Below are 20,497 nucleotides of genomic sequence, written 5' to 3'. Positions count from 1 at the left end.
GCGCGCGGGCCGCAGCTCCTCACTCGAAACCATACTCGAAACGGAGAAGTCAGATGACGGACAGGATCAGGATCAGCGACAAGGTGATCGTAGGCAAGGTGCCGCCTGCGGAGGGCGATCTCAAGAGCCTTGCCCTGGAAGGTTTTGCAGCAGTCGTGAACCTGAGGCGTGCCGGCGAGCCCAACCAGACTCTCACTCCCGAGGAGGAAGGCGAGGCTGCCGCCCGCTACGGCCTTCGCTATGTGCACATCCCCGTCGACCTCGCTAACATCGACGAAGGCACGATCCAGCGGTTCAAGGACGAGATCGGCCAGCTGCCGGGCCCGGTGTTCGTGCATTGCGCATCCGGCCGGCGGGCGGAAGCCGTGGCATCGGCCGCGGAGCGTGAATAGGCGCCGATCCCACATTGCGAGGCCTGCGGACTGCGACGCGGCGTCACCCGGCGCATACCGGCGGCGATCCAGTGCGAGCGCCCGTCGCCGGGTGCTCGTGAGCCGAATGGGCTGCCTACGTGCATGACCTCGCCCAAGCCGGTCGGCTGAATCTGGGACTGCGTCAGAACCTGGCGCAGTTCTCCCTGCTCGTGCTCGTGAATGCCTTCGTGGGCGGAATGGTGGGCATCGAGCGAAGCATCCTTCCGGCCCTCGCGCAGGAGGAGTTCCATCTTGCCGAGCGCACCGCGATCCTTTCCTTCATCGCGGTGTTCGGTGTCACCAAGGCGGTGGCGAACTATTTCGCGGGGCGATTCTCGGATCGCTGGGGGCGCAAGCCCGTCTTGGTCGCCGGATGGCTCGTAGCCCTTCCGACGCCGTTCCTGATCATGGCGGCGCCGAGTTGGGAATGGGTAGTCGCCGCGAACGTGTTCCTCGGCATCAGCCAAGGTCTCACCTGGTCCACAGCCGTGATCATGAAGATCGACCTCGCAGGAGCTCGGAACCGCGGCCTCGCCATGGGGATCAACGAGTTCGCGGGCTATTTCGCGGTTGCTCTCGCGGCCCTGGCGACCGGCTGGATCGCAGCGACCTACGCCCTGCGCCCCGAGCCATTCTACCTGGGCGTGGCATTCGCCATGACCGGCTTGCTGCTGTCGATCATCGCGGTCCGGGAGACGAGCGGGCATGCGTCGCTCGAGGCGGAGGACCGGCAGGCGAATGGCTCCCCAGTCGGCACGCCCGGCGCTCGAGAGGTGTTCGGCAGGGTCACCTGGAATGACCCTAACCTGGCGTCGGTGACCCAGGCGGGTCTCGTCAACAACCTGAACGATGGAATGGCCTGGGGGCTCTTCCCCCTCCTGTTCGCGGCCGCGGGTCACGGGCTCGCGGCCATCGGCGCGCTCGCGGCGCTCTATCCGGGCGTCTGGGGGCTCGGCCAGCTGCTCACCGGGGCCCTGTCCGACAAGATAGGACGCAAGTGGCTCATCGCTTCAGGGATGTGGGTGCAGGCAGCGGGCATTGCTCTGACGGCGGTGGCGACCGGTGGCGCGGGTTTCGCGGCCGGAGCCGTCCTGCTGGGAGCGGGCACGGCGATGGTCTACCCGACGCTCCTCGCGGCGATCGGCGACGTAGCACACCCCTCGTGGCGAGCATCGGCGGTCGGCGTCTACCGTCTCTGGCGGGACCTCGGCTACGCCTTCGGTGCCATCCTGGGAGGCGTTGTCGCAGATCACCTCGGCCTGCGCGGGGCCGTCGCGCTCGTCGCAGCCCTCACCTTCATCTCTGGGACCATTGTGGCTCTCCGGATGCAGGAGACGCTCCGCAGGAAGTGACGGCCGTCGGCTGGAAAGCAGACGCCACAGGGCGGCCCGCCCATTTGCGAGTTCGTATCGATGGAGACGAGAATGGATCATCGCCAGGCTTGGGACGACCGCTATTCGGTTGAGCACTTCGTCTTCGGTAGGGAGCCGAATGCCTTTCTGAAATCCTGTGCCGGGTACCTGCGGCCGGGGATGCGCGCACTGGCGCTGGCCGACGGCGAGGGGCGGAACGGCGTCTGGCTTGCGGAGCAAGGCCTCGATGTCCTCTCCACCGACATCTCTCCACGCGCGCAGGAGAAGGCCCGCCGGCTGGCAGCAGACCGTAACACCGATCTTTCGTTCGAACTCGTCGACCTAGCGAGTTGGAGATGGCCGCCGGAGAGGTTCGATCTGGTCGTTGCAATCTTCATCCAGTTCGCCGGTCCGGACCTTCGGGAGCGCATCTTCGAGGGCATCAGGTCGACCCTGAAGCCAGGCGGCCTGCTCCTGCTCGAGGGCTATCGCCCCGAGCAAGTCGCCTTTGGGACAGGAGGGCCGCCCGCGGCGGACAACATGTACACGCTGGACATGCTGCGCGAGGCCTTCGCGGACCTCGAGATCATCAGGCTTGTCGCCTACGATTCCGATTTGAGGGAAGGCATCGGCCATCGCGGCAACTCGGCACTCGTCGACCTGGTCGCCCGAAAGCGCAGCGCGCCCGCGGACGGATCCGGGATGAGCTCCAACCCATGGCGGTAAGCACCGTCGGCGGGGACGCGCCCTCGACATCCACGTGCCAGATAGAGTGGGCGAGGAGGTCTGCGTCCGGTTGCGCAGCCAGCCAGAAGTGGCGCTACCCCTTCCGCAGCGGATTTTGCCGCGTTGCAAATGAATTTCGGGTTGGGCGCATGCCGGACCGCGAGGCACAGGCGCTCGTTCCTCCGGATCGCGCTCAACTACTTCAATCCGCCAGAGTGAGCCGGACCAGATGAAACACATGTTGAAGGGATTGATCGTGGTGACAGCACTCACGGCCGGGCAGGCCGCCGCGGCCGGGCCGACCCCATCGGCCATCGCGGGCTTTGGCGGTGTGCACCCGACCGAGGGCGCTGGCCAAAGGCCGGACCGGAAACTGCGCTACCGCGTGGTGTTCAGCATCACGAAGGCGGCGACGGAGCCCGGGAAGGTGAACCCGTCGCTCGACAGGGTCGCCCGCTTTCTGAACCTGCTGGCGGCGGACGGTGTCCGCCCGCGCCGGGGCGACCTCGTTGCGATCGTCCACGGTCCGGCGACACCGCTCACGATGTCGGACGAGGCATATCGGGCGAGGTTCGGCACGCCAAACCCCAATCTGGAGCTGATCCGCCGCCTGAGGGGGGCCGGGGCGGAAGTGCATGTCTGCAGCCAGGCGCTCTCCGGCAACAAGATCGAGCGCAGCTCGGTCGCGGAACTCGTCGAGATCGACGTTGCCGCCCTGGTGACCATCGCCAACCTTCAGCTTCGAGGCTATGCGCTCATCCCCGACTGAAGAGCCTCCGGGATGGCCGAGGTTCACCAAAGTGATCATTCCGCAGTGCTGCGATCAGGGCGGATGCGCAATGCCACGACAGGCTCGGATCCTGCAGCCCGTTCGCAGCATCGAAGTCCAACGTCCTTCGGAGCATAATCAGGGGAGATGCGCAGCGATGCTAGGGCAGGCATGAGATCTTGGAATGGCCGCCGCTTACGTCGAAGGGTGGATCAAGCGGCTGACCTGCACGATGTCCGCCGGGACTTCTCCCTGGCGTCAGCGGGAGCCTATCAACTCGATTGCGCCGGGCGAAGAGACGGTCGGCGGCTGGCGCACGGACTGTTCGTCAGGATTGAGGGACGGACAGAACTCACGGGCTCCGCGACCGGTTTCCTCGTTGGCGCTCTCGCAGGCGCCGAGAGGATGACTTCTCGTTACATCGAGAACCGTTCTTAAAAGCATTGACAGATCTGACGCGCGAGCGACAATCCCCATGCCGAAATCTTTGCGGGGCGGCGGGGGCTCGGTTCTTGGGGGAGCGATGATCCAACTGCTGCGCTGGAAGATGGAGCCGGAGGTGTTCGCGTCGGCGCTCGATGCCTGGCGAGCACGGTGGCGCCGTCAGGAGGGAGCCGCTCGCCCGGGCTTAGGGCGCAGGCGCGCCACCGAACTCGCTCGCCGCAGGATCAAGTGGTTCCGCAGCGTGAACCACCTCGAGAGCATACCGCGAAGCCATGTCGCGCTCGAGAGCGGCGCAGGCTGGCTCGAGCCCGATCAGGAGGACGTGCGGATCGTCGTGCTGCCCGACCCGGCGGACGCCGCAGGGGCATTGGAGGTCGGCACCGAACTTGCCGGGAGACGAGGTCCCTCGGCGCGCAAGAGGATCCGGAGGCTGATCCATCAGGTAGAGCTCGAACGGGACGGCAGAAGGATCGAACTACTCGCCAGTCGGCGCAGGCGGAGACGTGGAGTTCCGGCGCTGGGCGAGGATCGGAGCGATGGAGTGGGCAGGATGAGGGCCCTCTACTTGGAGAGTCTCGGCGCGGCCATCATTCCGCGGCTCGAGGAGGACGAGGTCTCACTGCTCGAGGATGCAGGTGCCATCGTCCTGGAGAACAAGACGGTCGCGCTCGTTGACACTCCCAAGGGGGAGGAGGTCACGCCGGACGAGATGCCGTGGCACCTGAAGAGCGTCTCGATCGAGGCGGCGCGCGAGAAGGGCCTGACGGGAAAGGGAGTGACGATCGGCATCCTCGACAGCGGCATCGACCCCAGCCATCCCGAGTTCAAGGGCAAGACGATCCAGTTCCAGGCCTTCAAGGTCACCGGCGAGGTGCGGCCGCTGAAGCGGCCGAAGGACTACAGCACCCACGGAACCCATGTGGCGGCGATTGCCGCCGGCCGAACGGTCGGGATCGCCCCGGACGCCAACCTGGTGGTCGCCGCCGTGCTCAATAGAAGGGACGACGGCCGTGTCGTCGGCAGTCTCGCCCAGATCCTGGCGGGCCTGAACTGGCTCGCTCGCGGCGGTGGAGAGCTGGCCTCCGGCGTCGACGTCGTGAACGTCTCGCTGGGAGGGCCCCTGGCCGATCTCGGCTACTATCAGACCATCAGCGGCTACCGGCTGCGCGGATCGACGCTGGTCGCCGCGATCGGGAACGACGGGACGAAGGGGATGGGGCATCATCAGGTGCCGGGCAAGTTCGACTGCGTCATCGCCGTCGGTGCAGTCGACGCCGCAAGCCAGGTGGCGGGCTTCAGCGACTGGGGTGAGTGCTTCAGTCATCCAGTAACCACTTCGACATTCAAGCCCGATATCATGGCCCCGGGCGTGGCGGTCATCAGCGCCGTTCCCGGCGGGAAATACGAGGCAAAGGACGGCACTTCGATGGCTTGCCCGGTGGTCGCAGGAGCGGCGGCTCTCCTCATCCAGAGCAATCCGAGCCTACGCGGAAATCCAGACGAGCTGAGCAGACAGCTTCTCGGCCTCACGAAACCTCTACCCGCTCAGGCCAGCGGATACGACGCACGTCGCGGCGGTTCCGGCCAACTTGACCTTGCCAGCATCTGAGGGAACGCCCACAATGCATGGTATGCTCGAAAAGGTGCGCTCATGCTAAGCCCGGAAGCCAAGGACATGGTTGACCGCGCGACACCTGCGCGCAAGGTATCCCTGGTCGTCTACGTTGATGCTGGCAACAGGCTCAACGAAGCCGCGAAGATCTCCGACGCCAAGGTTCGGGCGCAGCGGGTCGATACCATCTACCGACAGGCGAAGCGGCCCGTGGTCGAGAAGCTCTCTGGCTATCTGAGCGCGGGGCTGCGGATCGTCACCGATCTCGAGGGGACGCCGGGAATGGTCGTCGTCGGGCCAGCGAAGACCTGGCGGAAGGTCATTCAGGAGCAGCCCGATCTCATGGAGAACCCGCGCTGGAGGATGGTGCCCAACGATCCGGAGTTCGCGGGCGTATAGCAAGAACCGCCCGGCGCTGCCTCGCGCGGGGGCGTGCGATCTCGCGCGTTCGGCGGTGAGGCCGGCACGCACTGCCCTCATCTCGACAGCGTGATGGATCCTGACTGCTCGTGGTCACGCCGCCAGGTCGGCTCCGCCGGTGCCGACGCGGCGACGGTGCCGAGGATCATCCGAAGTCCTGAGCGGCGCCCACGCGAATTACGGAGTTACCACGGATTTGACACGAACTCGGCTTGGAGGACCGTGTCGGTCGCGGTAGTGTAACGACCTGTTCGCTGAGAGGCCAGGCATGCGCTACAGGATCAAGGCGTACACGCTCGACTCCAAGACGCGGGAGCTCGCCCGCGAGGCCGTCGACGAGGGCCTCATAGAAGAGCCGGAGATCACGTCCGGATTCGTGCAGGGGACATGCGGGGAGGCTGGCATCCGCCGCCTCTCCGAGAGCGGCCTCACGGTGCGAGCTCTGGCCCCCATCCCGGAGGAGGGCACCGGCTTCAAGAGCGCCACGCCCTCCGGCGGCCGGTCCGGAGGCGCTCCGGGGCTCTCGGGCGCGTCGGGTCCGGGGGCTGCTCCGGCATCGGCTCGCGAGCAGCCGGGCCATTACCTGATGACCCTCCGCGGCTCGGTCACGCGTGATCTGCGCGAGCGCCTGAGTGACGCGGGAGTGACGCTGCTGGAGCGCGATGAAGGAGGCCGATACGTGGCCCGCGTCGCCGAGGGTCTTGGCCGCCTCCGGGATCATCCCGACGTGGAGGACATCCAGCACTACGGCGTGCGGCAGACGCTGGAGGCGGGACGCGCGCCGACGCAGAACGCTAGTTTCGCAACCGCGTCGGTCGCCGCCGGACTTGGAGAGGCTTCCGTCCTCGAAGCGGTAGTTCATCCCGGCTTCGACAGCGATGCCCTCGCGGAGGCGCTGTCGGCGGACGGCGCCGAGGTGATGGCGACGACCCGCCGGGTGATCCGGTTCACCCTCGGACGCGCTAGGCTGGAGGACATCGCCGCCAAGGAGGAGATCGCCGAGATCCAGGCTCCCGGCGTGGCAGGATTGCTCCACGACGTCGTGCGCCCCCTGGTGGGGCTGGCGGATCAAGCGGGCGGACACCGGTCGGTTCCCTACAAAGGCGAAGGCGAGGTGGTGGGGATCGCAGACAGCGGTCTCGACCAGGAGCACCCCGACTTCCGCGGGCGCATCAGGAAGGTCGTCGCTCGGGGCCGCCCCGGAGATCCGTCCGACCTCCACGGCCACGGCACCCATGTGACGGGCACCGTCGCCGGCGACGGTTCGGCCTCGGACGGTGCGTTGGCGGGCATCGCTCCCGCAACGGAGATCGTGTTCCAGTCGCTGATGGACGCCCAGGGCGGCCTCGGCGGTCTTCCGCTCGTCCTCGGAGATCTGTTCCAAGAGGCTTATGACGAGGGTGTTCGCATCCACAACAACAGCTGGGGAGCATTCCTGCACGGCCGCTACACCAGCATGTCCTACGATGTGGACCGCTTCGTGCACGAGCATCCCGACTTCCTCCCTGTGATCGCTGCGGGGAACGATGCCAGCTGCAATCCGGGCGCCAACGTCATCAACCAGCCCGGCTTTGTCGATTGGCCGTCGATGTCCGCCCCTGCGAGTGCGAAAAACGGCCTGACCGTCGGGGCGAGCCGGTCGTCCCGGACGGACCTCGGACTGGCGAAGCTCACCTACGCCCAGGCCTGGCCGAAGAGCTTCAAGGTCCCAGGCATCGGAGAGGAGCCGGTCTCGGGCGATCCCGAGTGTCTCGCCGGTTTCAGCGGAAGGGGACCTTGCGACGACATGCGGGTCAAGCCGGACGTAGTGGCACCCGGGACCGATGTGGCCTCCACGCGGGGCGCGCGCACTCCGCTGCGGAACTTCTGGGGTCCGTACCCCCACAACCCGTACTACGCCGTCATGGGCGGCACGAGCATGGCGTGTCCGGTCGTGACCGGCCTCGCCGTGCTGGTCCGACAGTACTTCCGACGGGAGCGTGGCCATGGGAACCCGTCAGCCGCCCTGCTCAAGGCTGCGATCATCAACGGTACGAGACCTCTCTCGGGCCGCGACGCCATAGCGGATCCCGGCGGCCGGCCGAGCTACCATCAGGGTTTCGGACGGGTCGACATCTCCTCGACCGTGCCAGATCCCGCAGCTCCGACCTTCGCCCTCTCGTTTCAAGATCAGGACGCCTCGGGTTCTCCGCTCGTCGATACCGGCGACTACGTCCGCTTCGCGTTCCAGGTCGAAGCCAAAGGGGACATCCGGCTGTGCCTCGTGTGGACCGACATTCCCGGACGTGCCCTCCAGAACGCTCTGCTGATGCAGCTTGAGGACTCCTCGACCAACACCTGGAACTCGAACGGGGACCTGTACGCGCATGTGGAGATGCCGGTGCCGGATCCGCTCGCCACGATACCGGGCCTCCTGAAGCGCGACCCGAACAACAACGTCCACGTGATACGAGTCGATGACGCCGAGCCGGGCGAGTACTTCGTCAGCATATTGGCGGACAATCTCCTGGCGGGCCCACAGGGATTCGCTCTGGTGGTGGCGGGACCCGTAAGCGATCTGGCACGACTGGGGTAACTGGGGGGAGCATGCGACTGCACGCGATACGTGCCTTCGAAGGCGACTGCCTGCTCCTCGAGAGCGGCGGCGGCGAGGCGAAGTACGTTCTTGTGGATGGAGGGCCGGACGGCACCTTCGAGGATCACCTGAAACCCTATCTCGAGGCGACCATCCCCGGGGGGAGGCTCGAGGCGGTGATCGTAAGCCACGTCGACAGGGATCACATCGTCGGCGTGCTGGATCTCTTCGCCGAGCTGAACCGCCAGCGGATCGACGGGGAGGATCCGCTCATCTCGCCGGCGGAACTCTGGCACAATTCCTTCTCCGACGCGATCGACGATGACGAGGACACGATCGCAAAGGGCGTGAGGATGGTCCTTGCGAACGCCGGCGTTGCTTCAACGATCATGACCGATGTGCCGATCGCGTTCTTCGGGATTGCCGAAGGTGAACGGCTGAGGCGCGAAGCCAGACTGCTCCACATCCCCATCAACCGGACCTTCGGCGGCGAACTCATCTGCCCGGACCTGCTGCCCAACCCCGCCCTCGAGATCGGCGGCATGCGCATGACCGTCATCGGCCCCACCGATGCGAACCTCCGCGCCCTGCAGGAGGAATGGCTGGAGTGGATACGGAGGAACCGGACCGCCGCCCGCCCCGAGCAGCTCGCGAACGCGGACAAGAGCATTCCGAACCTGAGCAGCATCGTCCTTCTCGTGGAAGAGGACGGGCGCTCCCTGCTGCTCACGGGAGATGCGCGTGGCGATCACATCGAGCAGGGGCTCGACCAGGCCGGGCTCCGGCCCGACGGGACATTCCACGTTAACGTGATGAAGCTGCAGCATCACGGGAGCGACCGGAACGCAACTCGGACGTTCTTCCGCAGGAACACGGCAGACGCCTATGTCGCTTCCGCGAATGGCAAGCACGGCAACCCGGACTACGAGACCCTGGTGTGGATCGTGGAGGAGGCGCATGCAGCCGAGCGAGCGATCGAAATCGTGGCGACGAACGATGCGCCCTCAATCCAGCGAATCCGTCAGACACACCCGGAAGCGGATTTCGGATACAGGCTGAGGCTGCCGGGCGACGACGATCATGCCGTGATCGTCGAGCTGACCTGACGCCGCCCCGCTGGAGGCGCGCGGAGTCCCGAATAGCTATCTGAATGAGGCGCCAGCCGGATTTTCCTCCATAATGGACATATGTCCGTAGATCGCCGTTTGAGAGCTCGAAGGCTCCGAGGCGCAGGGAGGTTGTGGTGAAGGGTACTGCCGATCAGCCGCTCGAAGTGGCGCGCTCGCTGGTGGACCGCGGAAGGTCCGTGCCGGCGCCGATCGTGCGGGCGCTGCTTCGGCGCCTCGACGAATTCCAGCGGCGGCGTCCAGCCTGCAATGGTGATCAGGGGTTGGGCTGATACCATCGAACGGTGCCGACGCGCTCCTCCAGGGGCGCCCGCCGGTTCCGGTGCAGGCGTCGAATCGCGCTGTGCGCGCCCCAGCCGCACCTGGCGCCTCAAACGTCTGCGCTGTCGAGGCTGTCATCCTATAAACGCCCGATCTTTCAGGATCAGGCATATACGGTCGGAGACCTTTCCGAGCCACCGCTGACTGGCGGTCGAATGTGATTTTCGGGGTATAAACCGGGGTACTATCTTCGCTGTCCTGGCAAAAATGGCCGTAAAACCTGCCCTTGGGCCTGATTTCTGAATCCCTCCCGCTCCGCCACTTCTCCACCGGAACCTTTGTGGCGCGGCTCCAGCAGCATAGCCCGCGACGCTCGGCGTAACCGTTCACCCTTCCGCCGGCGCTTGACAGCAACACCGGATTTGCACCAAAGTGAACGTTCTCAAGAAGTGCGGACGACCGCACCGAGGACAGGGGAGACTTTGATGCGCGGCTTCAACGCACGCTCGCTTTCGCGTTTCGTGATGGGTGCTTCCACGCTGGCCATCGCGGCCGTCCCGGGCGCCGCGCTGGCGCAGGACGCTGTCGCCACGGTCGGCACGCCCGGCGATTCCGAGACGCAGGATCAGCCCGCGACGAACGAGCCGGAAGAGGACATCGTCGTCACCGGCATTCGCGCCAGCCTTCGCGAGGCGGTGGACATCAAGCGCAACGCCCAGGGGATCGTCGACGCGATCTCCGCCGAGGACATCGGCAAGTTTCCCGACACCAACCTCGCCGAATCGCTGCAGCGCATCACCGGCGTCTCGATCGACCGGTCGAACGGCGAAGGCTCGACCGTGACGGTCCGCGGCTTTGGTCCCGAATACAACCTCGTCCTGCTCAACGGGCGGCAGATGCCGACGGCGACGCTCGGCGACGGCGCCAGCCCGCCCGCCTCGCGCTCGTTTGACTTCGCCAATCTTGCCTCGGAAGGGATCGCCGCGGTCGAGGTCTACAAGACCGGCCGCGCCTCGGTTCCCTCCGGCGGCATCGGCTCCAGCATCAACATCCGCACCCCGCGCCCGCTCGACCGGCTCGGCATGCGCGGCAGCATCGCCGTCAAGGGCGTGATGGACACGTCGCGCAACGAGGGAAATCCGATCACGCCGGAAGTCTCCGGGATCTTCTCCAAGAGCTTCGCCGACGGCCGCTTCGGCATCCTCCTCTCCGGCGCCTATCAGAAGCGCAAGGCGAGCGTGAACTCGGCGAGCGTCGGCTTCCGCGACGGCTTCGTCGGCAGCGAGAACGACTGGGGTACGCTGCCGCAGAGCAGCCCGAACATCACCAATCGTCCGGGCCCCAACGACGTCTACGAGATCCCGCAGAGTGCGGCCTATGACCTGATCGACATCAAGCGCGAGCGGATCAACGGCCAGGTGGCGCTGCAATATCGCCCGACCGACGATCTTACGGCGACGATCGACTACACCTATTCGCGCAACAAGGTGGAGGTGCGCGACAGCAGCGTCGGCATCTGGTTCAACTTCGGCGACACATCGAGCGCCTGGACCGACGGTCCGAGCGCCGGCCCGATCTTCTACACCGAGCGATTCGGTCCCGGTAAGGACCTCTCGTACAGCGGTGCGCTGACCGCCAACCAGACCGAGAACAAGTCGCTCGGCGGCAATCTCACCTGGGATGCGCCCGGGCGCGTCACCGTGACGCTGGACGCGCACCATTCGACCGCGGAATCGAAGCCGACCAACGAATACGGCTCGAGCACCTCGGTCGGCAACGCGATCTTCGGCGTGCAGAGCCAGACGATCAATTTCGAGAACGACCTGCCGGTCCTCTCCGTCACCATGTTCCCGGGCATCGATCCGCTCGACCGCTCGCTGATCACGCCCACCGGCAACTCGTTCCGCAACGCCTATTTCCGCGACGAGATCAACCAGGTCCAGCTGAAGGGCCGCTACGATCACGAGGGCGATTTCCTCGACAGCATCGACGTCGGCTTCTCCTACGTCGACAACAAGGTGCGCTCGGCCTACGGCTTCATCCAGAACGACACCTGGGGCGGCATCGGCCCGGCGTCCGACATCCCGGACGATTTCTTCGAGCTCGTCACCATTCCAGACAAGTTCGAGGGCGTCCCCGGCGCCGGCACGTCCGGGATGATCCCGGCGCTCTACGTCTTCAATTTCGAGACGATGGCAGACCTGCTGGAGAGCAAGTACCACGTCTGCAGCAACCCGCAGACCGGCTCCGCCCAGGCGGGCACCTGCCTTGCCGACTTCACCGTCGACCGCCGGATCCGCGAGAAGACGATCTCGCCCTATATCCAGTTCAATGCGCAGTTCGACGCCTTCACCCGTCCGGCCCACATCATCGCGGGCCTGCGCTACGACGAGACGCTGATCGATTCCCGCGCGCTCGTGCCGATCCCGGTCGGCACGCGCTGGGTCTCGGCCAACGAGTTCAGCATCATCTACTCCGGCCAGAGCGACTTCACCCGGTTCCGCGGCCACTACCGCAACTGGCTGCCGTCGATCGACTTCGACATCGAACCGGTGGAGGATGTGAAGCTGCGCGCCTCCTACAGCCACACGATCACCCGCGCCGATTATGCGAGCCTGCAGGGCGGGCGGACGATCGATTCCAATCCGCGCATCGGCGGCGGCACCGGCAGCCAGGGCAACCCGGGGCTCGTACCGTACAAATCGAAGAACATCGATCTGTCGGCGGAATGGTATTACGGCCGGGAGAGCTACATCTCCGCCGGCTTCTTCCACAAGAACGTCCAGAACTTCATCGGACAGACCCAGATCGACACGACGGCCTTCGGCTTGCTCAACCCGGCCGACGGGCCGCGCTACCAGCAGGCGGTGGCGGCGCTCGGAACCACGGACGCGGTCCGGGTGCGCGACTACATCCTGCGCAACTTCCCGCAATCCTCGACGGTGACCGGCTCCACGATCATCAACGGCCAGACCTTCCTGACCGGAGACATCTTCGGCGTGACCGGGGACAATCCGTTCAACTTCCAGATCGGCCTGCCGTTCAACAGCGATCAGACCGCCAAGATCCACGGCTTCGAGTTCGCGGTCCAGCACCAGTTCTGGGACACCGGCTTCGGCGCGATCCTCAATTATACGATCGTCCGCGGCGACGCGAAGTACGACAACACGATCCATCCGGACATCGGGCAGTTCGCGCTCACCGGCCTCAGCGACAGCGCCAACGCGGTCTTGTTCTACGACAAGAGCGGTTTGCAGGCGCGCGTCGCCTACAATTGGCGCGATGAATTCTACGCCGGCGGCACGTTCGACCCGACCTATGTCGAGGCCTATGGCCAGGTCGATGCGAGCGCGAGCTACGAGTTCATTCCCGGCCTGACCGCCTTCGTCGAGGCGATCAACCTGACCGGCGAAAGGCGGCGCGGCCACCGCCGCTCGGAGAACTTCGTCACCTTCTCGCAGCCGGGCTACGCACGCTACTCGGCGGGACTGCGCTTCACCTTCTGAGCTCGCGCGCACGGGAACCGCGCGCGGCGCGGCTCCCGGCTGGAGGGTGGCTTTTCCTGCCCTGCGGGCGCAGATTGCCGGCACAACGCAACCCTCGGACGCTCTCGGTGCACACGCGACCCGCCCAAGATCAACCCCCGCAAGCCGATGCCGTGACCCGCGTGGCGATCGTCGGCGGCGGCACGGCCGGCTGGCTCGCCGCCGGTCTGATCGCGGCACGCGGCAACGAGGTCGCGGCCGCACCGCTCGAGGTGACGCTGATCGAATCCCCCGATGTACCGACGATCGGCGTGGGGGAGGGCACCTGGCCGACGATGCGGCGGACGCTGCAGCGGATTGGCATCGGCGAGGCCGAGTTCCTGCTGGCCTGCGACGCCGCGTTCAAGCAGGGCTCTCGCTTTGACGGATGGGTGACCGGCGAGCCGGGGGATCATTATTTCCACCCCTTCACCGCGCCCGTCGACGGGGAACCGCGCGACCTTGTGCAGGCCTGGTCAGGACGCGGCGGGCGTGCCTTCGCCGAGGCGGTGAGCCCGCAACCCCGGGCCTGCGCGCTCGATCTCGCGCCCCGGCAGCGGGCAATGCCCGATTATGCCGGCGCGCTGAACTACGCTTACCATCTCGACGCCGGCAAGCTCGCCGAGCTGCTGCGCGGCCATGCGACCCAGAGGCTCGGCGTCCGGCACGTCCGGGATCACGTCGTCGCGGTCGAGGCCGCGCCCAACGGCGACATCGCGGCGGTGCGGACGCGCTCGAGCGGCGACGTCGCGGCCGATCTCTTCCTCGACTGCAGCGGCCATGCCGCCCTGCTGATCGGCGAGCATTACGGCGTCCCGTTCGTCGACCGCAGCCGCGAATTGTTCAACGACCGTGCCCTCGCCGTGCAGGTGCCGGTCGACAATGGCAGCCCGATCGCCTCGCAGACCAATGCCACGGCGCATTCCGCCGGCTGGATCTGGGACATCGGCCTGCCGACCCGCCGCGGCATCGGCTGCGTCTACTCCTCCCTTCATGCCGACGACGAAGCGGCGGCGGCAACGCTCGAGGCCTATTTGCGCAAGGCCGTGCCCGCGGTGGGTGTCGATCGCGCCGCCTTCCGCCGCCTTGCCTTTGCGTCGGGACACCGCGAGCGCTTCTGGGAGCGCAACTGCCTGGCGATCGGCCTCTCGGCCGGCTTCCTCGAGCCGCTCGAAGCCTCGGCGATCGTGCTGATCGAGCTGTCGCTCGACGCCCTGCTCGCCAACTTCCCGCGGACGCGGGCCGCGATGGCGCTCCAGGCGAAACGGTTCGACGCTTTGTTCCGCTACCGCTGGGATCGGATCGTCGAGTTCCTGAAGCTGCATTATGTACTGAGCCGGCGCGACGAGCCTTATTGGCGGGCGCATCGCGATGCCGCCTCGATCCCGCCGCGCCTCGCCGAGCTGCTGCAGGTCTGGCGGCACCAGCCGCCATCGCGCTTCGATCTGCCGATGGTGGACGAGGTCTTCCCGGCGGCGAGCTACCGATATGTGCTCTACGGCATGGGCTTCCCCGTTCCCGCCGAACCGGCCGCCGCCTCGGTCTCCTGTGCGGCGGTGGACGCGGCGCTGCGCCAGGTCGAGCAGCGCGGCCGCGCCCTCGCCGCCAGCCTGCCGGCCCATCGCGCCTATCTCGATGCCCTGAGAGATCAGGGCGCCTCCCGCCCTTCGATTGCGACGATCTGCTGAATGTCCGAACACGCCCTTCTCGACACCGCCGCCCACCGCGACCTGAGGGTCCGCACTGACCGCGCCGAGGAGCTTGGCGATGCGATGATGTGCGCGATCGTCATGCCTGCCGAGTTCCGCCAGGTGCAGAACGAATATGCGATCCTCTTCCGCCGCGACGCGGAGCGGGAGGGGTTCACCGCGCTGGCGATGTTCGGCTTCGAGGCCGGCGAGAATCTGTACCTCGAGAACGGCCGCTGGGACGCGCGCTATCTCCCGCTCGCCGTCGACATCCAGCCGTTCCTGATCGGCGGCGCCGAAGCCCAGGATGGCCCGAAGCAGGTCCATATCGATCTCGCCAGCCCCAGGATCGCGGGCGCGGAAGGAATGCGCCTGTTCGACGAGCTCGGCCGCCCCACGCCCTATCTCGACGGCATCACCGAAAAGCTCGGCGCGCTGGACGAGGGCTTCCAGGCCTCGGCTTCGTTCTTCGACGCGCTGCGCCGCCACGACCTGCTCGAACCGATGTCGCTCGAGGTCACGCTCGACGACGGAAGCACCAACCGGCTGGTCGGCTTCCACGTGATCAACGAGGAGCGGCTCGCGGAGATCGACGCCGCCTCGCTGCATGCGCTCCATGCGGAGGGGCATCTGCTGGCGATCCATATGGCGATGGCGTCGCTCGCCAATCTTGGCGCGCTGGTCGCGCGCAAGAACCGGCGGCTCGCCGGTGGCTGAGGCGGATCGCGACCTGTTCGCGGCACTCCCGAGAGTGGCCGAAAGGACGGTCGCGAACGCCGCGGCGCTCGACGCGGCGCTGCGCGATGCCAGCCAGCCCTTCGTGGTGCGCGGGCTCGTCGCCGACTGGCCGCTGGTCGCGGCGGGCCGCCGCTCCGGCAAGGCTGCCCGTGACTATCTGCTCGCGCATCACCGCGACCTCCCCTTCGTCGTCTCGATCGGCGCGCCGGAGAGCGAGGGCCGGATGTTCTACGACGATGCGATGGGCATGAACTTCCGGACGGTGAGCGCGAAGCTGCCGGACATCTTCGGGCGCATCGACCGGGGGGAGGGCACGCCGGAGCTGCCGCCGCTCTATCTCGCCTCGATCGACATGCACCAGTTCTTCGCCGGCCTCCACGAGGCCAATCATGTCGATCTCGGCGCCCGCTCGGCCCTCGCCAGCATCTGGATGGGAACGCCGACCCGGATCGCCGCGCACAATGACTTCCCGAACAATCTCGCCTGCGTCGCGGTCGGGCGGCGGCGCTTCACCCTGTTTCCGCCGGAGCAGTTCCGGAACCTCTATCTGGGGCCGGTCGACAACACCCCCGCCGGCCGGGCGATCTCGATGATCGATTTCCACGCGCCCGATTTCGCCCGCTACCCGCGCTTCCGCGAAGCGCTCGCCCACGGCCTGGTGGCGGAGCTGGAGCCGGGCGACGCGATCTACATCCCGTCCATGTGGTGGCACCATGTCGAGGGGCTCGACGCGTTCAACGCGCTGGTCAATTACTGGTGGCGGGAGACGCCGCGCTGGCTGGGGCAGCCGCAGGAAGCGCTCACCCATGCGATGATGGCGATTCGCGACCTGCCCGAGGCGGAGAAGCGCCTGTGGAGGGACATGTTCGATTATTACGTGTTCGAGAATGACGAGCAGGTGACCGCGCACATCCCCGAGTCCGGGCGCAGCGTGCTCGCGCCGCTGACCGCCGAGACGGCCGGGCGGATCCGCGCCTTCCTGCTGCGGGCGCTCAGCCGATGAGCCTGGAGGGGAAGACGATGCGGCGGGTGGTGATCGCCGGGGGCGGCACGGCGGGGTGGATGACGGCCGCGGCGATCGCCAAGACGATGGGTCGCACCGTCGCGGTGACGCTGGTGGAATCGGATGCGATCGGCACCATCGGGGTCGGCGAATCCACCATCCCCCCGCTCCAGATCTACAACCGGCTGCTCGGCATCGGCGAGGCCGAGTTCATGCGGGAGACGCAGGCGACCTTCAAGCTCGGCATATTGTTCGACCATTGGAAACAGGTCGGCCACAGCTATTTCCATTCGTTCGGCATGACCGGCAAGGATCACTGGGCCGCGGGGTTCCAGCATTTCTGGCTCTACGGGCGCGAGAAGGGCCATGCGCAGTCCTATGACGATTATTGCCTGGAGCTGATTGCGGCGCTGCAGGGCCGGTTCGCGCACCTCCCGGACAACCGGATGAACTATGCCTACCAGCTGGATTCGACGCTCTACGCGCGCTTCCTGCGGACGCTGGCGGAGAAGGAGGGGACGAGGCGGATCGAAGGCAAGATCGCGCAGGTCGAGCTCGACGGGGCGAGCGGCCATATCGCCGCGCTTTCGCTGGAGAGCGGCGAGCGGATCGAGGGCGATCTGTTCGTCGACTGCACCGGTTTTCGGGCGCTGCTGATCGAGGGGGCGCTCCACGCCGGCCATGACGACTGGACGCACTGGCTGCCGTGCGATTCCGCGATCGCGGTGCAGACCGAGAGCGTTCGTCCGGCCGTCCCCTACACGCGGGCGATGGCGCACGACGCCGGCTGGCAATGGCGCATCCCGCTCCAGCATCGCACCGGCAACGGCATCGTCTATTGCAGCCGCTATCTCGACAGGGACGCCGCGCTCGAGCGGCTGCTCGGCAACATCGAGGGACAGACGCTCACCCAGCCCAATTTCCTGCGCTTCGCGGCCGGCGCGCGGCGGCGGCAATGGCATCGCAACTGCGTCGCGATCGGACTCTCGGCGGGGTTCATGGAGCCGCTGGAATCGACCAGCATCCACCTGATCCAGCGCGCCGTGCTGCGGCTGCTGCGGCTGTTCCCGGAAGGCGGGATCAGCGAGGCCGACGTCGCCGAGTTCAACGAGCAGCAGGACGCCGACATGCTGCAGATCCGCGACTTCCTGATCCTGCACTACAAGGCCACCGACCGGCGCGACAGCCCGTTCTGGCGCCAGTGCGCCGACATGCCGGTGCCCGACAGCCTCGCCCACCGCATCGAACTGTTCCGCGAGACGGGGCGGGTGTTCCGCAAGAACGAGGAATTGTTCGCCGAGAACAGCTGGGTGCAGGTGATGATGGGGCAGGGCATCATGCCGCGGCGCCATCATCCGGTCGCCGAACGGCTGAGCGACGAGGAGCTCGACCAATTCCTGTCCGGCATCCGCGAGAGTGTCGAGCGTACCGTGGCCTCGCTTCCCGAGCACGCCGCCTACATCCAGCATTATTGCGGCGCCGGCCGGGCGCAGGCGGCCTGATGTCGGGCAGGCGCGGGGGTTCGAGGGGGATGGTGTTGGTGGGGCGTTCAAATGGCCGGGGATGAGATCGTTTCGCGCCGGCCCCGCGCCGTCACCATCAAGCACGTCGCCGCCGAGGCGGGCGTCTCGCTGCAGACCGTCTCGCGGGTGATCAACGACGGCCCCAACGTGCGCGACGCGATCAAGCAGCGCGTCGTCGCCGCGATCGAGAAGCTCGGCTACGTCCCGAGCCTCGCGGCGCGGCGGATGGGCGGTACCCGCTCCTACCTGCTGCTCGCGCTCAACGACCGCGACCGCACGATCGCCGGCTGGCAATCCGGCGACGGCACCGACTGGGTCGATCAGATGCTGCTCGGCGGCATGCTGAAATGCGCCGAGCACGGCTATCGGATGATCTTCGAGCTGGTCGACACGCACAGCCTGCACGTCGAGCGGGAGCTGACCGCGGCGCTCGCCGCCCTCCACCCGGACGGCGTCATCCTCACCCCGCCGCACGGCGACAATCCGCTGATCACCAGGCTGCTCGCCTCGCGCCACATCCCGTTCGCGCGGATCGGCTCGGACGGCCAGGCGCCCGGCTTCGCCATCCAGATGGACGATGCCAAGGCCGCGGCGGCCGCGACCGAGCATCTCCTGCTGCTCGGCCACCGCCGGATCGGCTTCATCACCGGCAGCCGGGACTATTCGCTGAGCGTCAAGCGCCTGGTCGGCTACCGCTCGGCGATGCGCGGCGCCGGGATCAACACGCGCGACCTCGTCGCCGAGGGCGATTTCACCTTCGAATCCGGGGTGAAGGGCAGCGAGGCGCTGCTCGGCCTCGGCGAGCCGGTGACCGCGATCCTCGCGAGCAGCGACCAGATGGCGCTGGCGGCGCTGAACGTCGCCCGCGCCCGGGGGCTGGAGGTGCCGCGCGACCTTTCGGTGGTGAGCTTCGACGACACGCCGATCGTCCGCTTCTGCGCGCCGCCGCTGACCGCGATCCGCCAGCCGATCGCGCCGATGACCGCGACTGCCGCCGAGCTGCTGATCCGCGCGGCGAACGGCGACGAGATCGAGGACGGCCCGCACGTCCTGCCCTTCGAGCTGATCGTGCGCGAGTCCACCGCCGCGCCGCCGCGGTGACGCCGCCGCGGCTTGCGGCGGAGCGCGACGGCCGCTTCCTGCTGCTCATCGCCCTCGCCAACGCCGGCGGAGTGGTCGCCTACGCGCCGCTGCTCACCCTGCTGCTGCCGGCCAAGATGGCGGCGCTCGCCGGGCCGGCCCGGATCGAATGGCTGGCCGCCGCGACCCTCGCCGGCGCGGTCAGCGCCAGTCTCTCGAACCTCCTCTTCGGCTGGGCGAGCGACGTGATCGGCACCCGCCGCGCCTGGGCGGCGGCGGGCCTCGGCCTGACCCTCGCCAGCTACGCCTGGCTCTACGCCGCGTCCTCGCCGCTCGGCATCGTGCTTGCCGTGGTCGGCTACCAAGCGGTGCTCAACATGATGCTGGCGCCGATCGCGGCCTGGGCGGCGGACCGGGTGCCGGACCGGCGCAAGGGGCTGCTCGGCGGACTGCTCGGCGCGGGGCCGCCGATCGGCGCGCTGGCCGGGGTGATCGCGACGCTGCCCGGCCTTTCGGAGGCGATGCAGCTCGGCGTCACCTGTGCGCTGGTGCTCGCCCTGACCGCGCCGCTGCTGCTCGTGCGGCTGCCGGCAGTCGCGCCGGTCGCCCAGGCCGCCGCGGTCGACGGGACTCAGGCCCGCGCCGATTTCGCCTTGTTGTGGTGCGCGCGGCTGCTGATCCAGGTGGCGGGCAGCGTGCTGTTCGGCTTCCTCTTCTATTATTTCCAGAGCCTGCCCGCGCCGCCGGGCCAGGCCGGGGTGGCGAGGCTGGCGGCACTGGCGGTGCTGATCGCCTTTCCGGTCGCGCTCGGCGCCGGGCGGCTCTCCGATCGGATCGGGCCGCGCAAGCCGTTCCTGATCGCGGCGGCGGTGGCGGCCGCCGCCGGCCTCGCCCTGATGGGGGTGGACGCGGATGTCGCCGCGGGCACCGCCGGCTATCTGCTGTTCGGCTGCGCCGGCGCCGTGTTCCTGGCGCTCCATTCGAGCTTCGCGATGCAGCTCCTCCCCTCGCCGGCGCGGCGCGGGCGCGACCTCGGCCTGCTCAACCTCACCAACACCCTGCCGGCGATCATCGCGCCCTTGCTCGCCGTTTCGCTGGTGCCGGGACACGGCTTCGACCTGCTGTTCGAGGCCCTGGCCGGCCTCACCCTGCTCGCCGCTCTGCTGGTGCTGCTGGTGCGGCGAGACCGGCAGGCGGGGTAGGGATCATTATCCTCCCTGTGAGGCGAAGCCTCATGGGGAG

Annotated in this window: 16 protein-coding genes; all 16 read left to right on the top strand. The window is 67.4% G+C overall.

The annotated features are described in order from the left end of the window. The first annotated feature begins 53 nt into the window (after window positions 1–53). The 16 genes from E2493_RS02505 (at window position 54) to E2493_RS02435 (ending at window position 20,457) form a co-directional block, all read left to right on the top strand. Window positions 54–392, top strand: coding sequence for a beta-lactamase hydrolase domain-containing protein (locus tag E2493_RS02505; protein ID WP_167737349.1), 339 nt, complete (start codon window positions 54–56; stop codon window positions 390–392). Window positions 393–511: 119 nt separating this feature from the next. Further along, window positions 512–1,765 (top strand): MFS transporter, encoded by a 1,254-nt coding sequence (locus E2493_RS02500; protein ID WP_225421099.1) that lies wholly within the window; start codon window positions 512–514, stop codon window positions 1,763–1,765. Between the two features lie 60 nt (window positions 1,766–1,825). Then, a complete protein-coding gene (locus tag E2493_RS02495; RefSeq protein ID WP_135083400.1) occupies window positions 1,826–2,491 on the top strand; it encodes an SAM-dependent methyltransferase in 666 nt (221 codons plus the stop codon). Between the two features lie 229 nt (window positions 2,492–2,720). Then, complete coding sequence (locus tag E2493_RS02490) at window positions 2,721–3,260, top strand: DsrE family protein (protein WP_225421098.1); 540 nt, start codon at window positions 2,721–2,723, stop codon at window positions 3,258–3,260. A 523-nt stretch (window positions 3,261–3,783) separates the two neighbouring features. Further along, the gene (locus tag E2493_RS02485) at window positions 3,784–5,313 is read left to right on the top strand and encodes a S8 family peptidase (protein ID WP_167737348.1); all 1,530 of its coding nucleotides are present in this window, start codon (window positions 3,784–3,786) and stop codon (window positions 5,311–5,313) included. Window positions 5,314–5,379: 66 nt separating this feature from the next. Continuing rightward, window positions 5,380–5,715: a hypothetical protein gene (locus tag E2493_RS02480; RefSeq protein ID WP_135083396.1), complete on the top strand. Its 336-nt coding sequence runs from the start codon at window positions 5,380–5,382 to the stop codon at window positions 5,713–5,715. 289 nt (window positions 5,716–6,004) lie between these two features. Beyond that, the gene (locus E2493_RS02475) at window positions 6,005–8,311 is read left to right on the top strand and encodes a S8 family serine peptidase (RefSeq protein WP_135083394.1); all 2,307 of its coding nucleotides are present in this window, start codon (window positions 6,005–6,007) and stop codon (window positions 8,309–8,311) included. Between the two features lie 11 nt (window positions 8,312–8,322). Further along, window positions 8,323–9,417 (top strand): MBL fold metallo-hydrolase, encoded by a 1,095-nt coding sequence (locus E2493_RS02470; RefSeq protein WP_135083392.1) that lies wholly within the window; start codon window positions 8,323–8,325, stop codon window positions 9,415–9,417. Between the two features lie 137 nt (window positions 9,418–9,554). Continuing rightward, window positions 9,555–9,710, top strand: a complete 156-nt coding sequence (locus tag E2493_RS21000) for a hypothetical protein (protein WP_167737347.1) — start codon at window positions 9,555–9,557, stop codon at window positions 9,708–9,710. 474 nt (window positions 9,711–10,184) lie between these two features. Next, window positions 10,185–13,205 (top strand): TonB-dependent receptor, encoded by a 3,021-nt coding sequence (locus E2493_RS02465; RefSeq protein WP_135083390.1) that lies wholly within the window; start codon window positions 10,185–10,187, stop codon window positions 13,203–13,205. 152 nt (window positions 13,206–13,357) lie between these two features. Continuing rightward, complete coding sequence (locus E2493_RS02460) at window positions 13,358–14,911, top strand: tryptophan halogenase family protein (protein WP_225421097.1); 1,554 nt, start codon at window positions 13,358–13,360, stop codon at window positions 14,909–14,911. Beyond that, entirely contained in the window at window positions 14,912–15,628 is a 717-nt protein-coding gene (locus tag E2493_RS02455) for a SapC family protein (RefSeq protein WP_135083388.1), read from the top strand. It begins immediately after the preceding gene. Continuing rightward, on the top strand, window positions 15,621–16,652 hold the full coding sequence (locus tag E2493_RS02450) for a cupin-like domain-containing protein (RefSeq protein WP_135083386.1): 1,032 nt from the start codon (window positions 15,621–15,623) through the stop codon (window positions 16,650–16,652). Before E2493_RS02455 ends, E2493_RS02450 begins: the two co-directional genes overlap by 8 nt. Further along, window positions 16,649–18,154 carry a tryptophan halogenase family protein gene (locus E2493_RS02445; RefSeq protein WP_191992952.1) on the top strand — a complete coding sequence of 502 codons (1,506 nt, stop codon included), beginning with the start codon at window positions 16,649–16,651 and terminating at the stop codon, window positions 18,152–18,154. The genes E2493_RS02450 and E2493_RS02445 overlap by 4 nt, the downstream gene beginning before the upstream one ends. 51 nt (window positions 18,155–18,205) lie before the next feature. Continuing rightward, window positions 18,206–19,276, top strand: a complete 1,071-nt coding sequence (locus E2493_RS02440; RefSeq protein WP_135083384.1) for a LacI family DNA-binding transcriptional regulator — start codon at window positions 18,206–18,208, stop codon at window positions 19,274–19,276. After that, the gene (locus E2493_RS02435) at window positions 19,273–20,457 is read left to right on the top strand and encodes an MFS transporter (protein ID WP_135083382.1); all 1,185 of its coding nucleotides are present in this window, start codon (window positions 19,273–19,275) and stop codon (window positions 20,455–20,457) included. The genes E2493_RS02440 and E2493_RS02435 overlap by 4 nt, the downstream gene beginning before the upstream one ends. Window positions 20,458–20,497 lie beyond the last annotated feature (40 nt).

The sequence above is a fragment of the Sphingomonas parva (ex Maeng et al. 2020) genome (assembly GCF_004564275.1).
Lineage (GTDB): Bacteria > Pseudomonadota > Alphaproteobacteria > Sphingomonadales > Sphingomonadaceae > Allosphingosinicella > Allosphingosinicella parva.
Note: the sequence above shows the minus strand (reverse complement) of the source record. Positions and strands in the feature narration are given on the sequence as shown.

Excerpts from the sequence above, each read along its gene's own strand:
- E2493_RS02505 (WP_167737349.1), top strand. The coding sequence starts at position 54 with ATGACGGACAGGATCAGGATCAGCGACAAGGTGATCGTAGGCAAGGTG.
- E2493_RS02495 (WP_135083400.1), top strand. The coding sequence starts at position 1,826 with ATGGAGACGAGAATGGATCATCGCCAGGCTTGGGACGACCGCTATTCG.
- E2493_RS02490 (WP_225421098.1), top strand. The coding sequence starts at position 2,721 with ATGAAACACATGTTGAAGGGATTGATCGTGGTGACAGCACTCACGGCC.
- E2493_RS02485 (WP_167737348.1), top strand. The coding sequence starts at position 3,784 with ATGATCCAACTGCTGCGCTGGAAGATGGAGCCGGAGGTGTTCGCGTCG.
- E2493_RS02480 (WP_135083396.1), top strand. The coding sequence starts at position 5,380 with ATGGTTGACCGCGCGACACCTGCGCGCAAGGTATCCCTGGTCGTCTAC.
- E2493_RS02475 (WP_135083394.1), top strand. The coding sequence starts at position 6,005 with ATGCGCTACAGGATCAAGGCGTACACGCTCGACTCCAAGACGCGGGAG.
- E2493_RS02470 (WP_135083392.1), top strand. The coding sequence starts at position 8,323 with ATGCGACTGCACGCGATACGTGCCTTCGAAGGCGACTGCCTGCTCCTC.
- E2493_RS02465 (WP_135083390.1), top strand. The coding sequence starts at position 10,185 with ATGCGCGGCTTCAACGCACGCTCGCTTTCGCGTTTCGTGATGGGTGCT.
- E2493_RS02455 (WP_135083388.1), top strand. The coding sequence starts at position 14,912 with ATGTCCGAACACGCCCTTCTCGACACCGCCGCCCACCGCGACCTGAGG.
- E2493_RS02445 (WP_191992952.1), top strand. The coding sequence starts at position 16,649 with ATGAGCCTGGAGGGGAAGACGATGCGGCGGGTGGTGATCGCCGGGGGC.
- E2493_RS02440 (WP_135083384.1), top strand. The coding sequence starts at position 18,206 with ATGGCCGGGGATGAGATCGTTTCGCGCCGGCCCCGCGCCGTCACCATC.